Genomic DNA, 12,766 nt, shown 5'->3' with positions numbered 1-12,766 from the left:
GGCCGATGAACATCCGTTCCGCGAAAGTCGATGAGCTTGCCCAGCGCCTCGCCCGCCTGACGGGGGAAGATATCGAGACGGCGCTCGAACGCGCCATCGAGGAGCGCTTGTCTCGCGTGGCATCGCCGGCGGTCGATAGGAGGGCCGCCCTGACGTCGTTCCTCGAGCGAACCGCTGGCTTGCCCGTTCTCGATTCTCGGCCTGCAGACGAAATCCTCGGCTATGACCGTTTCGGGCTGCCGTCCTGATGGTGCTGGATACGTCTGCGATCGTCGCGACCGTCACCAACGAGCCAGATGGGCAGCGCTATCGGAAAGCCATGCTGGATGCTGCCAGCCTGTCGATGTCAGCAGTAGCAATCCTGGAAACAAGATCGTTCTCTCTGCTCGCCTCGGAGCATCGGCCGTGAAGTTCTTCGACGAATTGCTGGAGACTGCCGGGATTGTCGTAGTGCCGTTCGACGCAGACATGGCGAAAGGCGCGTTCGAGGCATTTCAACGCTTCGGCAAGGGCGGGGGACATCCGGCGCAGCTCAACATCGTCGATTGTGCGGTCTACGCTTGGCGAAAGCGCGTTCGCAACCGCTGCTCTTCAACAGACATTCTCCCCGCGTTGACCTGACCGCGCTATTTGCCATTGTAGGGTGGGCAAGGCGAAGCGTGCCGACCAACTTTCTTGATGCGAAGTGGTGGGCACGGCGCTTGCGCGCCTTTGCCCACCTTACGCATCTTCCGTTACGCCATCACCCGCTGTGGCAGGAGCTCCGCGATCTGCACCGCGTTGAGCGCAGCGCCCTTGAGCAGCTGGTCCGCCGCCACGAACATCGAGATCGAATGCCCGGAGGGGTCGCTGAAGTCCTTGCGGATGCGGCCGACCAGGACGTCGTCCTGGCCCGAGGCGTCGATCGGCATCGGGAAGTAGTTCCTGGCACGGTCGTCGACGACCTTGACGCCGCGCGCTCGTGCCATGATGGCGCGGACCTGGTCCTCGCTGATCGGCTTCTCGCATTCGAAGGTGATGGCCTCGCAATGAGCCCGCAGCACCGGCACACGCACGCAGGTGACGCCGATCGCGATCTTGTCGTCCTCAAAGATCTTGCGGGTTTCGTTGATGACCTTGGTCTCTTCGTCGTTGTAGCCGGTGTCAGGGTCGATCGCCGTGTTGTGGTTGAAGAGGTTGAACGCGTAGGGATGCGGCATCACCTTCGGCGTATAAACCTGCCCGTTGAGATTGGCGCGGGTGGACTCGACCAGCTCGTCCATGGCGGCAGCGCCGGCGCCGGAGGCCGCCTGGTAGGTCGAGATGATCACGCGCTTGATGCGGTTGCTCTGGTGGATCGGCCACAGCGGGACCAGCGCCGTGATGGCGGCGCAGTTCGGGTTGGCGATGATGCCCTTGTGGTCGCGGATGCGGTTCGCGTTGATCTCGGGGATCACCAGCGGCACGTTCGGGTCCATGCGGAAGGCGGAGGAGTTGTCGACGACGACGGCGCCGGCCTTGACCGCGATCGGCGCGAACTTCTTGGAGATGCTGCCGCCAGCGGAGAACAGGGCGATGTCAACGCCCTCGAAGGCGCGTTCGGTCAGCTCCTCGATGATGACGTCTTGCCCACGGAACGACACCGTCTTGCCGGCCGAGCGGGCGCTCGCCAGCGCCTTGAGCTTGCCGACGCGAAAGCCGCGCTTGTCCATGGTGGCGATGAATTCGGCGCCCACCGCACCGGTGACGCCGACAATCGCGACGACGGGATCGTTACTCACTTTGTCCTCCATTGAATTGCGATCTAAACAACAAAAAAGCCCCGGACCATCATGGGCGGGGCTTCGGTAGAGTGGATTGCGTTCTAGTCGACGACTACACGCGCACGCCTCCCCGGGCCCCGAAGGCCGTGGTGGTTTTAGTCGTGCGTTTGGTGGTCGCGAACATGGCGGGAGCTTATGCGGGAGAGTCCTGCCCCCGTCAATGGCTTTTCGGCGGGATTGGGGCTGCCGCTATTTGGTCCGGGCGCCCGGCGGTTCGAGGATGACCTCCTTGAGGTTGTCGCCACTGATGACGACGATCGCGAAATTCAGCCGGCCGCGTTCGCGCACCAGTCCGCCGCTGATGGCTTTGCCGGAGGCCGCGCGTTCGGCGACGTGGACGGCATCCGCAAGTCGGTGCTTGATGGCACCGAGCGCTGCGAGATTGCTGCGATCGTCGAGGTCGAGCTCGGCGAGAGGGAGGGCGGCTTCCCCGCCGACGAGCTCGCCGGTCGCGGCATTGATGGTGTGGCGCCAGATCCGGTCGTTGTGCAGGGTCTTCACCCGGTAGACCGGCACGCCTGAGGCTCCGTCGAAACTCACATCCGCCGTGGTGGCACCGACGTGGCGGGCTTCCGCAATCGCCATGGCCTGGTTGATCGAGATCGACGAGCTGCGGAAGCGCTCGATCTCGCGGCTGACCGCTTGGCGGTCGGCCTCGGCGTCACCATCTGTGTCGTTGTGAAGGGTGGTCGGCGTGCCCGTGCTCACGATCGCCCGCGCCGGCGCTGCGAGGAGGAGTGCGGACAGGGCGATCGCGAGCAGTCCCGAGATCCGTCGTTTGGCCGTCGTCATGCTCGAACCCTCGGCCAGCGAGTATGCCGGATGATCGTCAAGAATTTGCGGCCGACCTTGGGCATCGGTCGGCCGCTGAGCGTCGCGACGGGCTGTACCGCCGGGACGATCGAAGCGGTGCGGACCTCTTGGGGCTGGTGAAAAAGCGATCCGCATCGCCCTATAATTAAACCATACCGTATCGTTTTGTTTCGGTCAACGGCGCGGCCACGAGATCTCCCGGAAAGTTCGCAACCTCACGGAATTGTCAGCGCGACGGGCGGCGTCGCTGAGTGCCCTTGGCGGCACTCTGGCTGCCGTCCGCTGATCCCAGCGCGCCTGCCAGGAACAGCTTGATCGCAGCGCGCATGCGCTTTTCCGCGGCCTTCATCTCCGGCGGCGTTCCAAACGTCGCCAGACGATGGTTATGACCGACGACGACGTCGAGGAACACTTCCGCCGCGATGGTGGTGTCGTCGACGTCGAGCGCGCCTTGCGCCACCAGATGGTCGAAGAAGCGTGCCGTGGTGGCGACGGCCTTGAGCCAGCCTTCCTCCTTGCCGAGCTTGGCGATGTCGGGAAAGTTGATGGCCTGCGACGTCATCATGCGGCTGAAGGCGACGGCATCGGGTCCGCAGGTGAATGTCAGCATCTCGCGCCCGATCTCGACCAGCCGTTGCTCGACCGAGATATCCGAGGCGCTGCCGAGCTGCGTCTCGGCGGCCGCGGACAGCGGTGCCAGCCATCGCGCGATCTCGCGTCTCAGCACGGCTGCAAACAGGCCGCGCTTGTCGCCGTAACGGGCATAGACGGTGGGCTTGCTCACTCGCGCGGCTTCCGCGACCGCATCGAGCGAGGTCGCATCAAAGCCGCGATCCAGGAACAGGCGGGTGGCGACCTCGATCAGCCGCTGATCGCGCTCGATCGCGGCGCTTTTCGTCGGCCGGCCGCCGCGCGATTTCGGCACCTCGCGCCGCGGCGCCGCCGGTCTTGTCCTGGTCGCAGTCAATCCCATGCCCAATGATTCCTGCGCGGTCGTGACATCAGTCATTGCTCTATAACGCGCGGCAACGAGTGCGTCATGGCTAATCTGGCCGAATGACCGCATCGTCAACCGTCTCGGCACGGCCCCGTTCCTCACCGAGCGCTCACGGAAGCGTCGAAGTCCAGGCCTCGCCCGAAGCCGCCTTCTCATATCCGTACTGATACAGCGCCCGCATATAAGCGGTGTCGAACCCTTCCGAGGGGGCGGCCGGATAATCGCGCGCGATATAGGAGAGATGGAAGCCCAGGCGGTTGCGCTTCGCAAAATCATAAGTCGAGAAGATGATCGAGCGGGTCTGCGACTGGGTGATCGACGACAGGCTGCGGGAGGCAACGTCGATGGTGCTGTTGGAGACGAGCTCGAAATTGCGTTCGATCTTCTTGTTGACGAGGATGTAGATGTCCAGCTTCGCAGGGCCGGGAAGGCGACTGCCCTGGAAAAGCAAGGCTTCCGGCAGCGTCAGCACCGGGGCCGTCACACCGCCGTCGACATGCATCTCCTGAAATCTGCGGCCCTCGCCTTCGGCGTCGATCATGATCGGCGGAAACACCAGCGGGATGCTGGCGGAGGCCGCCATCACGTCGCGAAACAGCTTGAGCGCCTCGGACGTGCCGACCGCGGCGATCTTGCCCATGTCCCAGATCGCGGTGCGCTGGGTGTCGAGATCGGTCGTCACCACCAGCAGCCTTCGGCCCTTGGCGTTTTCACGAGCGACTTGCGCCATGATTTCGGGGCCGACATAGCGGGCGACGAGCTCGCGCAGCCGCGTGTTGCCGAACAGGCCGGACCCGAACAGCACGCGCATGATGCTAGGATCACTCAACAGGCTCTCCGCGACACCGCTGGTGTAGACCTCCTTCAACGTGTCGTCATATCGCGAGCCGAGAAACGCAAAGGGCGCAATCAGGCCGCCGGTGCTCACGCCCGAGACCACCGAGAAGGTGGGACGGGTTTTGGCCGCGGTCCAGCCGTTGAGCACACCGACGCCGTAGGCGCCATCTGCGCCGCCGCCTGACAGCGCCAGGTAGGACTTCGTCGCGGTGCTGGTGTCCTTCTCGAAATTGAATTTCGTGATGGGTTCGTCGGCGTAGCGCCGCAGGCCATCAATATCGAGCACGCGCGATGTGCTGGCTTCGGTGGCCGTATAGGGCGTGCGGGGCAGGGAGGTGCAGGCGCCGAGCGCCAAGCTGCACGTCAGGACCAGCAATCCGAACAGGCGGGCGCCGGTCCACCTCGTCCAGCCATGCGAACGGCCGGCTGGGTCAGTCGAACTTGAAGGGAGGGGCATTGCGGTGGCTGGCGATCACGCATCTACCGCCGCCGGCAACATCGCCGCGGCATCTCGTCCAGCCCAAGGTAAAACTACACTGTGTCGTTTTGTTTAACAAGCGTCGCAGGCGCACAATTCCGTGTCCCCCAATATTTGAACCCATTGTCCCAGTCTGATGCATAAGCCGGCCGAGGCATCGCCCGAGCGGGTTGATCGGCCTGCTCCGACACGCAATAAGCACCGTCATGAATCGTCCTGACACCGGTCTGCCCAATCATTTCGAACTGCTCGCCACCGATGGCGCCGCGCGCACCGGGCGCCTGACCACGCCGCACGGCGTGGTGCGCACGCCCGCCTTCATGCCGGTCGGTACCGCCGGCGCGATGAAGGGCATGCACTGGCGCGAGGTGCGTGAGGCCGGTGCCGACATCGTGCTCGGCAACACCTATCATCTGATGCTGCGTCCCGGCGCCGAGCGGATCGCGGCGCTTGGCGGCTTGCAGACATTCACCGGCTGGAACGGGCCGATGCTGACGGATTCCGGCGGCTTCCAGGTGATGTCGCTGGCGGATCTGCGCAAGGTCAGCGAGCAGGCCGTGACCTTCCGTTCGCATATCGACGGCGCCAAGGTCGAGCTGTCGCCGGAGCGCTCGATCGAGGTGCAGCGTTTGCTCGGCTCCGATATCGCCATGCAGATGGACGAATGCGTGCGACTGCCCGCCGAGCGCGCCGACATCGACCGCGCGATGCAATTGTCGCTGCGCTGGGCCGAGCGAAGCAAGCGCGCCTTCGAGAGCGCGCCCGACGGCTACATGCTGTTCGGCATCGTGCAGGGCGGCGACATACCCCAGCTTCGCCATGCCAGCGCGCAAGGCCTCATCGAGATCGGTTTCCATGGTTATGCCATTGGCGGCCTCGCCGTCGGTGAGCCGCAGGCGGTGATGCTGGCGATGATCGACGAGACAGCGCCGCTGCTGCCGAGAGAGCGGCCGCGCTACCTGATGGGCGTCGGCACACCCGACGACATCCTCGAGGCGGTCAAGCGCGGCATCGACATGTTCGACTGCGTGATGCCGACGCGCAATGGCCGACATGGCGTTGCCTTCACACGCTTCGGCCAGGTGAATTTGCGCAACGCGCGCCACGCCGACGATCCCCGTCCGCTCGACGAAGAGAGCTCCTGGCCGTCGGCGCGCAGCTACGCGCGCGCCTATTTGCACCATCTCGTCAAGGCGGGCGAGACGCTGGGTGCGATGCTGCTGTCCGAGATCAATATCGCTTATTACCAGTTCCTGATGCAGGGCATCAGGGACGCGATCGCACAGGGAACGTTCGAGGAGTTCTATCGGCGTACGCGCGAAGACTGGGGGAGGGGCGACATCGCCCCGCGCTAGGTCAAGTGCAAAACGTCAGTTGCAGACGAGGCGCTGCTTGACGGAGTGCTTGGTCACGAAGCCGTAGCCGCAATTGTCGCAGGTCCAGAGATAGCTGATCACGTGTTCCGACAGATACGCAGAACCTTCGGCGGCGATCATGGAGTCGGCGCAGACGGGACAGGCCGGCAACTCACTGCAACGCGGAGCGCGGTTCGGTGCGACGGTCGACAACACTTCAGCGACTGCTGACATCGTGGTGACCTCCCGGCTTGAGACCTAAGTCTAACATAAGCAGAATCAGTTGACGAGGTCGCAACACAAATGCGTTGGTTTTCTGATAATTATTGCTCACGCGATTTTGCGATGCAGCGTATTTAACATGTAACGCAATCTCGCTTGCGTGTCGCCGCAGGCTGTCTAGAAGCACAATCGTCGCCACAGGGAGTTCATCATGGACGCATCGTCCACCACGGGTGCAGCGCACCAACCCGGCCGCGGCCGGATCTATGACTCGATCGTCGATGCTTTTGGCGACACGCCGATCGTGCGCTTGCGCCGGCTGCCGGGCATGCATGGCGTGAACGCGACCATTTTGGCAAAGCTTGAATATTTCAACCCCGCCGCAAGCGTGAAGGATCGCATCGGCGCGGCCATGATCATCGCCATGGAGAAGGCCGGAATCGTCAAGCCCGACACCGTGCTGATCGAACCGACCTCCGGCAATACCGGCATCGCGCTGGCCTTCGTCGCGGCGTCGCGCGGCTATAGGCTCAAGCTGGTCATGCCGGAGTCGATGTCGATCGAACGCCGCAAGATGCTGGCCTTTCTGGGCGCGGAGCTGGTGCTGACACCGGCCGCGCAAGGCATGAAGGGCGCGATCGCGACGGCCGAAGAGCTGTTGAAGACGACGCCGAATTCGGTGATGCCGCAGCAGTTCAAGAATCTCGCCAATCCCGAGGTGCACCGCCGCACCACCGCGGAGGAGATCTGGAATGACACCGCCGGCAACATCGACTTCTTCGTCGCCGGCGTCGGCACCGGGGGCACCATCACCGGCGTCGGCCAGGTGCTGAAGCCGCGCAAGCCCTCGCTGCGCGTGGTTGCGGTCGAGCCGGAGGAGAGCCCGGTGCTGTCGGGTGGCCAGCACACGCCGCACAAGATCCAGGGCATCGGTGCGGGCTTCGTCCCTGACATTCTCGATCGCTCGGTGATCGACGAGATCGTCAAGGTCAACTCGACGACGGCGATCGAGACCTCGCGGGCACTGGCGCGGCATGAGGGCATTCCGGGCGGCATCTCCTCGGGCGCCGCGATTGCCGCGGCCGTCGAGATCGGCAAGCGACCCGAAGCTGCGGGAAAGACCATCCTGGCTATAGTGCCGTCCTTCTCCGAGCGGTATCTTTCGACGGCTCTGTTTGAGGGAATCTAGGACATGGCGGATCAACCACCGAGGCGGCCGCGGACGTTGGGCGACGCCAGGACGGAGGCCGAGGCGGCGTTCAAGAAGGTGACGGCGAAGGTCGCTGCGGCGCCGCCAAAGCAGAACGTGGCGCCGGGGGTCAAGGAGCAGGTCACGCTGCGGATCGACCAGGACGTGCTGGAGCATTTCCAGTCCGGCGGGCCCGGCTGGCAGGACCGCATCAACGAGGCGCTGCGAAAGGCCGCCGGGAAGTAGACGCCAAAGCTTTGGTTATTCGTAACGAAAAAGCCCGGCGCGAGCCGGGCTTTTGTATCTGCGATTGGCCTCGCCTCAGCGGCGGAACATGCCGCCCATCATGCCGCCGACGACACCGCCGACGAAGGCTGCGCCGGCAGGATCGCCGCCGCTGCTGCGATGGGGAGCCGGTGCGGGCGCGCTGCTGGCCGCGGGGGCGGCGGCCCGGCGAGCTGCCTTCTGGCTGTTGTCGCTCGCGGTCGGCGGGCCGGCCACGACTTCCGAAAGCAGAGCCTTGTGCTGGAGCTTGTTCAGGTAGCCAGACGCGGGATAGCCGCGCGCCGCCTGCCAGCGCTTGAGCACCGACCGGGTCTCGTCGCCGAAGACGCCTGTCTGTTTGTTGTCGAAGCCGAGCCCGCCCAGGCGACGCTGAACGTCGCGGCGCTGGTTCTTGTCGAGGCCGATTTGGTCCTCGGTAAGCTGGGTGGCCTCTTCGGTGAAGGTCGCGGGATCGACGCCAGCGGTGAGGGTGCGCGTCGCGGTCGAGGGGCCGCTCTTGATGGCCGCGAGGCGTGCCAGCGCAAGCGCCTTGAACTGACCGTTCGGGTAGGCGGAGAGGTAAGCGTTGAGCTCTTCCGACTTATTGCTCTCCTTGACCGAACGCCAGTATTCGAGCTCGACACCGTCCGAGCTGCCGCCCGTCGCCATTGGCACGCTGCCAGCAGCCGTCGGTGCCGCATTGGCGACCTGCGTCGTCGGAGCCTGGTTGAGATAGACCGCGCCGGTCAAATTGGTGTGGCCCCAGGGCAGCTGCCCCTTGTGGGTCTCCTCGTTGACCTGGGCGCGGACCGACGTCATCGCCTGCTGGATCTCGACACCAGGCTTGGTGATGTTGTCGATGAGCGCACGGGTGAACGGGCTGTTGTTGCCCTCTTGGCCGTCGAGCGCGGTCTGGCCCGGGCCGGTGGCGAACGCGATCAGCGTGCCTTCGCCGGATTTCATCTCGGCAAGACCGCTCTGCACGTTGACGCTGCGGGTCGCGGAGTTCGATTTGATCTTGGCGGCAAACGGATTGTCGCGGCAGGCGTCAAGGAACACCAGCTTGACCTTGGCGTCGCCCATGGTCTGCTCGAGCGTCAGATCGATGTTGATGGCGGCACCGAGCTTGACGTCCATCTCCGACTTGATGTCGGCGTCGACAGGCAGAAGATAATTGGAGCCGCCGACCGCGATGCCGTGACCGGCATAATAGAACACTGCGACGTCGGAGCCCTGCGCCTTGCGGCCGAAGTCCAGCAGCTTCTCCGTCATCTGGTCGCGCGAGAGGTTCGAACCTTCGATCACCTCGAAGCCGACATTGCGCAGCGTTGCCGCCATCGCCTTGGCGTCGATCGGCGGGTTCGGCAATTGTGCGACGTTCTTGTAGGTGCCGTTGCCGACGACGAAAGCAACGCGGCGGTCGGCCTTCGCGGCACTGACCGACAGTGCCATGCACATCAGCGACGCGAGGAGGGTGAGAGTGCGCATCTGGAATCCCCAACAGAATCGAAATTGCAGGCAGCAACGAATTGGCACGAACTTACATGAAGTGCCCGCCTCGGCGCCACCAAAACGGCAGTTCGTCGCGTTCAACCCGCTGCTGTGTGGCAGAATGTGCACGATGGAATACCCTTCCAACGTGATCCAAATCACACGGCCACTTGGTTTTGTCGCGCGAGGCGGCGCGAGGTTCAGCGCGCGGGAGCAGGATCTGCCGGAGCTGGCTTTAGATTCAGGAGATTGCCGAACAGGATCAGCGCGGCGCCGACCACCGTCCAGGTGTCAAGCCGCTCCGAATACAGCAGCCAGCCAGCGGTCGCGGTCAATGGAACTCGCAGGAAGTCCATGGGAACAACGATGGTCGCATCCGCATAGCGCATCGCGCTGGCGAGGCAGTAGTGCGAAAACGTGCCGCAGACGCCGATCACGCCGACCCACGCCCAGACGTAGGCGGAGGGCCACGTCCAGACGAACAGCGTCGGAATGAAGCCTGCGACCGATTGCACCACCAGCATCCAGAACAGGATCGACAGCGCGCTTTCGGTGCGGGTCAGCGATTTGACGAGCACCATGGACACGCCAAAGCCCATGGCGGCGCCGAGTGCGATGAGTTGACCGGGATTGATCTCGCCGGTGGCGGGTCGGACGATGACGATCACACCGAAAAGGCCAAGCGCGATGGCGGCGATCTTCCACGGCGTCATGCGCTCGGAGAGAAGGCTCGCTGCGAGCAGCGCCGTCCAGATTGGCATGGTGAACTCGATTGCCACCACCTGGCCGATCGGGATCAGCGTCAGCGCGAAGAACCAGCCGAGCTGCGCAACATAGTGCACCAAATTGCGCCCGATGTGCTGCGGCAGGCGCGACGTCCTGAGCACTTTGAAGCCGCCGGCCCGATAGATGAACGGCGAAAGCAACAGGAATCCTAGCAGCGAACGCACTTCCATGATCTGAAATACATTCAGCTCGCGCGTGGTCTCGCGCCCGGCGACCGCCATGACCAGCATCAGCGACAGCCAGCCAGCCATCCACAGGGCAGCCATCGTTTTGGACGGTGTCGTGTTCATCGGCGCGGGTGTGAGAGGCGAGGGTCTTGAGGGAAGGCCGGTATCGGCGACATCCTCGCCGTTTGCAACGGTCAAATCTGCCGGTGCAGCGATGCAGGGCGCCGTGCTAAGGCATCAGTGAACAACGAGAACAATCGGGAGATCTTCGCTCATGCACATCTTGCAGCCGGCCGAGTGGAAAAAACCGCGCGGCTTTTCCCATGGTGTCGTGGTCGAGGGGCCGGGCCGCTGGGTGGTGCTGGCCGGGCAGACCGGCGGCGACGAGACTGGCAATTACGCGCCTGACATGGCAGCGCAGGTCGGGACCGCGCTGAAGCGGATCATCAAGCTCCTGGGCGAGGCCGGCGCCGGCCCCGAGCATATCGTCCGCCTGACCTGGTACCTGACCAGCCGCAGCGAATATGAGGCAGCCGGGGCCGGCATCGGCGCGGCCTGGAAGGAAACGCTGGGGCGCAATTTCCCGCCCTCGACCTTGCTCTACATCGGCGGCCTCGTGGACGACCGGGCCAAGGTCGAGATCGAGGTCACGGCGTTCGTGCCGGGCACATAAAAAATCGACCCGGCGAGATCGCCGGGTCGATTGTCAATCTACTCGTATCGGCTTAGCGCGACAGCGAGATGTTGGCGCCGCGGAACTGGCTGTCGGCGCGCATCGTGACGTTCTGCTTGTTGCCGGACGTCTTCAGCGAAATGTTGGCGTTGAAGCCGGCAGTGGAGGCGAGCAGCTCATAGTTTCCGCCGGCGCCGCGACCCGAAAGGGAGCCGCTGATATTGCGGCTGGCCTCGGACCAGCTGCCCGCGATGGCGCTGCCTTCAGCCTTGACGTTGGCGCCGAGGTTGAACTTGTAGGCGTCGCTGGCGCAGGTCAGAGACAACTCCATGGTCGGTCCGATCGGAGCGTATTTCGCCCGGCAGCGGATCCGTTCGGTCGAGCCGTCATCCAGGGTGACCGTGCCTGAGCCGCTCCAGCTGCCGGCCAGCGGGGCGAACGGGCCGGACTGGGCCTTGCTCTCGGAGTTGGCAATTCCGGCGGCAAACATAACGGCGGCCGCGATCAGCAGCCGCCGGCCCACACCGCTCGTCACGATTTTTCTATTGGCGCGATGCTTCCCACCGCCCGCTGCACGGTATGCCTGCAGATGCTCCATTCCACTTCCCCGATCCGGCGTTGCCGCTGAGTTGACCGTTGGCATATGCACCATTGATCGAAACTTTCACAAGTCCCCCGCTGCCGATGGTGCCGGAAACGTTAGCGCCGGGCGCGGTGATCTTGCCGTCGGCAACCGTCAGCAAGGAGCTCGCGGTCGGCTCGCAGGTGCCGCTCTTGGTGACGATGGTGACGTGCCAGTTGCCGTCATAGGGGGTCTGGGCAAAGGCGGGCGCGGCGAGGGTGGTAACTGAGGCGGCACAGAACGCCGCAATGCGAGCAAAACGCATAAAATCCGTCCTTGAATTTGTCTGATATGCTGACCCTTATTCGGGCCAAATGTGACGGAAATTTGGTGCAGTGCCAAATCGAAAATTGTTCCTGTGGGAACAATGGTTTATTTGGGTTTCAGGCTGGGATTCTTGAAGCAAAATCAATGCCCCGTCACGTTAAGAGTAAACGTCAGGAGATCGACTCAGGAAAAGGGCCTCAGGAAAGACTTGGCGCTGAAGTCGCGAACTGCTCGTCTTGAGTCTTGGACGGCAGCGCCTTGTGGACCTTGGCATAGTCGATCACGTCGGCCAGCAATTTGAGCCCGAGCGGGGCGAGCGCGCGCTCCCACAGTTCCCGCGCCGTCTCGCCCTTCTTGACGAAGCACCACTCCTGGGCCGCGATGGCGCCAGCGTCCATGCGATCGGCGAGGTGATAGATCGTGCCGCCGGCGATCGGATCGCCTTCCTTGATGGTCCATTCCACGGCCGCCTTGCCGCGGTGACGCGGCAGCAGCGAGGGATGATAGCCGATCCCGCCCAGCTTCGCTGCCTCAAGCGCGTCCTTGCCGATCCGGGCGTGGCTGTGCGCGGTGACGATCAGATCGGTGTCGGGGGCGATCTCGGAGGCCACCACCAGTTTGGGATTGGCCTGGACCACGACGTCGATGCCCGCCGCCTTGGCTGTTGCGGCGAGACGATCCTCGGCGTCGGCCACCACGACGCGCACGATCGAGACACCATGCTCCCGGAGCATGTTCAGGGTGGTCACGCCGAAATGGCGGGAGCCGACAAGAGTAATGCGCATGGGTGTCCGATCCGTCTC

Annotated in this window: 17 protein-coding genes; 7 read left to right on the top strand and 10 right to left on the bottom strand. The window is 63.9% G+C overall.

Annotated features, from left to right (window positions below):
* Positions 1 to 5: 5 nt before the first annotated feature.
* The 3 genes from ACIPUD_RS20550 to ACIPUD_RS20540 are packed head-to-tail and all read left to right on the top strand — an operon-like array spanning position 6 to position 621.
* On the top strand, positions 6 to 248 hold the full coding sequence (locus ACIPUD_RS20550; protein WP_018457985.1) for a type II toxin-antitoxin system VapB family antitoxin: 243 nt from the start codon (positions 6 to 8) through the stop codon (positions 246 to 248).
* On the top strand, positions 248 to 409 hold the full coding sequence (locus tag ACIPUD_RS20545; RefSeq protein WP_018457984.1) for a type II toxin-antitoxin system VapC family toxin: 162 nt from the start codon (positions 248 to 250) through the stop codon (positions 407 to 409). The genes ACIPUD_RS20550 and ACIPUD_RS20545 overlap by 1 nt, the downstream gene beginning before the upstream one ends.
* Complete coding sequence (locus tag ACIPUD_RS20540) at positions 406 to 621, top strand: hypothetical protein (RefSeq protein ID WP_446481439.1); 216 nt, start codon at positions 406 to 408, stop codon at positions 619 to 621. The genes ACIPUD_RS20545 and ACIPUD_RS20540 overlap by 4 nt, the downstream gene beginning before the upstream one ends.
* Before the next feature lie 113 nt (positions 622 to 734).
* Here ACIPUD_RS20540 and ACIPUD_RS20535 read toward each other — a convergent pair whose 3' ends face one another.
* The 4 genes from ACIPUD_RS20535 to ACIPUD_RS20520 all read right to left on the bottom strand — a co-directional run bounded on the left by ACIPUD_RS20535 (position 735) and on the right by ACIPUD_RS20520 (position 4,906).
* Complete coding sequence (locus ACIPUD_RS20535; RefSeq protein ID WP_446481438.1) at positions 735 to 1,772, bottom strand: aspartate-semialdehyde dehydrogenase; 1,038 nt, start codon at positions 1,770 to 1,772, stop codon at positions 735 to 737.
* A 219-nt stretch (positions 1,773 to 1,991) separates the two neighbouring features.
* Positions 1,992 to 2,594 carry a PepSY domain-containing protein gene (locus ACIPUD_RS20530; protein ID WP_018457982.1) on the bottom strand — a complete coding sequence of 201 codons (603 nt, stop codon included), beginning with the start codon at positions 2,592 to 2,594 and terminating at the stop codon, positions 1,992 to 1,994.
* A gap of 247 nt (positions 2,595 to 2,841) precedes the next feature.
* Positions 2,842 to 3,588: a TetR/AcrR family transcriptional regulator gene (locus tag ACIPUD_RS20525; RefSeq protein ID WP_018457980.1), complete on the bottom strand. Its 747-nt coding sequence runs from the start codon at positions 3,586 to 3,588 to the stop codon at positions 2,842 to 2,844.
* A gap of 133 nt (positions 3,589 to 3,721) precedes the next feature.
* Entirely contained in the window at positions 3,722 to 4,906 is a 1,185-nt protein-coding gene (locus ACIPUD_RS20520; protein WP_085384037.1) for a patatin-like phospholipase family protein, read from the bottom strand.
* A 227-nt stretch (positions 4,907 to 5,133) separates the two neighbouring features.
* Between ACIPUD_RS20520 and tgt the strand changes: the two genes are divergently transcribed.
* Complete coding sequence (gene tgt, locus ACIPUD_RS20515) at positions 5,134 to 6,282, top strand: tRNA guanosine(34) transglycosylase Tgt (protein ID WP_247296644.1); 1,149 nt, start codon at positions 5,134 to 5,136, stop codon at positions 6,280 to 6,282.
* A 15-nt stretch (positions 6,283 to 6,297) separates the two neighbouring features.
* Here the strand turns inward: tgt and ACIPUD_RS20510 are convergent, their stop codons facing one another.
* Positions 6,298 to 6,516 (bottom strand): hypothetical protein, encoded by a 219-nt coding sequence (locus ACIPUD_RS20510; protein ID WP_026233474.1) that lies wholly within the window; start codon positions 6,514 to 6,516, stop codon positions 6,298 to 6,300.
* Between the two features lie 199 nt (positions 6,517 to 6,715).
* Between ACIPUD_RS20510 and cysK the strand changes: the two genes are divergently transcribed.
* Together cysK and ACIPUD_RS20500 are read left to right on the top strand one after the other, a co-directional pair.
* On the top strand, positions 6,716 to 7,693 hold the full coding sequence (gene cysK, locus ACIPUD_RS20505) for a cysteine synthase A (RefSeq protein WP_018457976.1): 978 nt from the start codon (positions 6,716 to 6,718) through the stop codon (positions 7,691 to 7,693).
* 3 nt (positions 7,694 to 7,696) lie between these two features.
* Positions 7,697 to 7,939, top strand: a complete 243-nt coding sequence (locus tag ACIPUD_RS20500) for a BrnA antitoxin family protein (protein ID WP_007610629.1) — start codon at positions 7,697 to 7,699, stop codon at positions 7,937 to 7,939.
* A 75-nt stretch (positions 7,940 to 8,014) separates the two neighbouring features.
* Here the strand turns inward: ACIPUD_RS20500 and ACIPUD_RS20495 are convergent, their stop codons facing one another.
* Together ACIPUD_RS20495 and ACIPUD_RS20490 are read right to left on the bottom strand one after the other, a co-directional pair.
* The gene (locus ACIPUD_RS20495; protein ID WP_018457974.1) at positions 8,015 to 9,445 is read right to left on the bottom strand and encodes a caspase family protein; all 1,431 of its coding nucleotides are present in this window, start codon (positions 9,443 to 9,445) and stop codon (positions 8,015 to 8,017) included.
* Between the two features lie 203 nt (positions 9,446 to 9,648).
* Positions 9,649 to 10,524 carry a DMT family transporter gene (locus ACIPUD_RS20490; protein WP_085353150.1) on the bottom strand — a complete coding sequence of 292 codons (876 nt, stop codon included), beginning with the start codon at positions 10,522 to 10,524 and terminating at the stop codon, positions 9,649 to 9,651.
* A gap of 151 nt (positions 10,525 to 10,675) precedes the next feature.
* Between ACIPUD_RS20490 and ACIPUD_RS20485 the strand changes: the two genes are divergently transcribed.
* A complete protein-coding gene (locus ACIPUD_RS20485; RefSeq protein ID WP_247392007.1) occupies positions 10,676 to 11,074 on the top strand; it encodes a RidA family protein in 399 nt (132 codons plus the stop codon).
* Between the two features lie 52 nt (positions 11,075 to 11,126).
* Here the strand turns inward: ACIPUD_RS20485 and ACIPUD_RS20480 are convergent, their stop codons facing one another.
* The 3 genes from ACIPUD_RS20480 to ACIPUD_RS20470 form a co-directional block, all read right to left on the bottom strand.
* Positions 11,127 to 11,672, bottom strand: coding sequence for a hypothetical protein (locus ACIPUD_RS20480; RefSeq protein ID WP_026233473.1), 546 nt, complete (start codon positions 11,670 to 11,672; stop codon positions 11,127 to 11,129).
* A complete protein-coding gene (locus tag ACIPUD_RS20475; protein WP_018457970.1) occupies positions 11,617 to 11,961 on the bottom strand; it encodes a hypothetical protein in 345 nt (114 codons plus the stop codon). The genes ACIPUD_RS20480 and ACIPUD_RS20475 overlap by 56 nt, the downstream gene beginning before the upstream one ends.
* Before the next feature lie 199 nt (positions 11,962 to 12,160).
* A complete protein-coding gene (locus ACIPUD_RS20470; RefSeq protein WP_018457969.1) occupies positions 12,161 to 12,748 on the bottom strand; it encodes a formyltransferase family protein in 588 nt (195 codons plus the stop codon).
* Positions 12,749 to 12,766: the final 18 nt, after the last annotated feature.

The sequence above is a fragment of the Bradyrhizobium sp. CAR08 genome, assembly GCF_052871955.1.
The sequence above is the reverse complement of the archived record's forward strand: the minus strand, read 5'-3'. Positions and strand labels throughout refer to the sequence as shown.

Excerpts from the sequence above, each read along its gene's own strand:
- tgt (WP_247296644.1), top strand. The coding sequence starts at position 5,134 with ATGAATCGTCCTGACACCGGTCTGCCCAATCATTTCGAACTGCTCGCC.
- ACIPUD_RS20545 (WP_018457984.1), top strand. The coding sequence starts at position 248 with ATGGTGCTGGATACGTCTGCGATCGTCGCGACCGTCACCAACGAGCCA.
- ACIPUD_RS20500 (WP_007610629.1), top strand. The coding sequence starts at position 7,697 with ATGGCGGATCAACCACCGAGGCGGCCGCGGACGTTGGGCGACGCCAGG.
- ACIPUD_RS20530 (WP_018457982.1), bottom strand. The coding sequence starts at position 2,594 with ATGACGACGGCCAAACGACGGATCTCGGGACTGCTCGCGATCGCCCTG.
- ACIPUD_RS20470 (WP_018457969.1), bottom strand. The coding sequence starts at position 12,748 with ATGCGCATTACTCTTGTCGGCTCCCGCCATTTCGGCGTGACCACCCTG.
- ACIPUD_RS20495 (WP_018457974.1), bottom strand. The coding sequence starts at position 9,445 with ATGCGCACTCTCACCCTCCTCGCGTCGCTGATGTGCATGGCACTGTCG.
- ACIPUD_RS20475 (WP_018457970.1), bottom strand. The coding sequence starts at position 11,961 with ATGCGTTTTGCTCGCATTGCGGCGTTCTGTGCCGCCTCAGTTACCACC.
- ACIPUD_RS20490 (WP_085353150.1), bottom strand. The coding sequence starts at position 10,524 with ATGAACACGACACCGTCCAAAACGATGGCTGCCCTGTGGATGGCTGGC.
- ACIPUD_RS20485 (WP_247392007.1), top strand. The coding sequence starts at position 10,676 with ATGCACATCTTGCAGCCGGCCGAGTGGAAAAAACCGCGCGGCTTTTCC.
- ACIPUD_RS20550 (WP_018457985.1), top strand. The coding sequence starts at position 6 with ATGAACATCCGTTCCGCGAAAGTCGATGAGCTTGCCCAGCGCCTCGCC.
- cysK (WP_018457976.1), top strand. The coding sequence starts at position 6,716 with ATGGACGCATCGTCCACCACGGGTGCAGCGCACCAACCCGGCCGCGGC.
- ACIPUD_RS20480 (WP_026233473.1), bottom strand. The coding sequence starts at position 11,672 with ATGGAGCATCTGCAGGCATACCGTGCAGCGGGCGGTGGGAAGCATCGC.
- ACIPUD_RS20535 (WP_446481438.1), bottom strand. The coding sequence starts at position 1,772 with ATGGAGGACAAAGTGAGTAACGATCCCGTCGTCGCGATTGTCGGCGTC.
- ACIPUD_RS20520 (WP_085384037.1), bottom strand. The coding sequence starts at position 4,906 with ATGCCCCTCCCTTCAAGTTCGACTGACCCAGCCGGCCGTTCGCATGGC.
- ACIPUD_RS20510 (WP_026233474.1), bottom strand. The coding sequence starts at position 6,516 with ATGTCAGCAGTCGCTGAAGTGTTGTCGACCGTCGCACCGAACCGCGCT.
- ACIPUD_RS20525 (WP_018457980.1), bottom strand. The coding sequence starts at position 3,588 with ATGGGATTGACTGCGACCAGGACAAGACCGGCGGCGCCGCGGCGCGAG.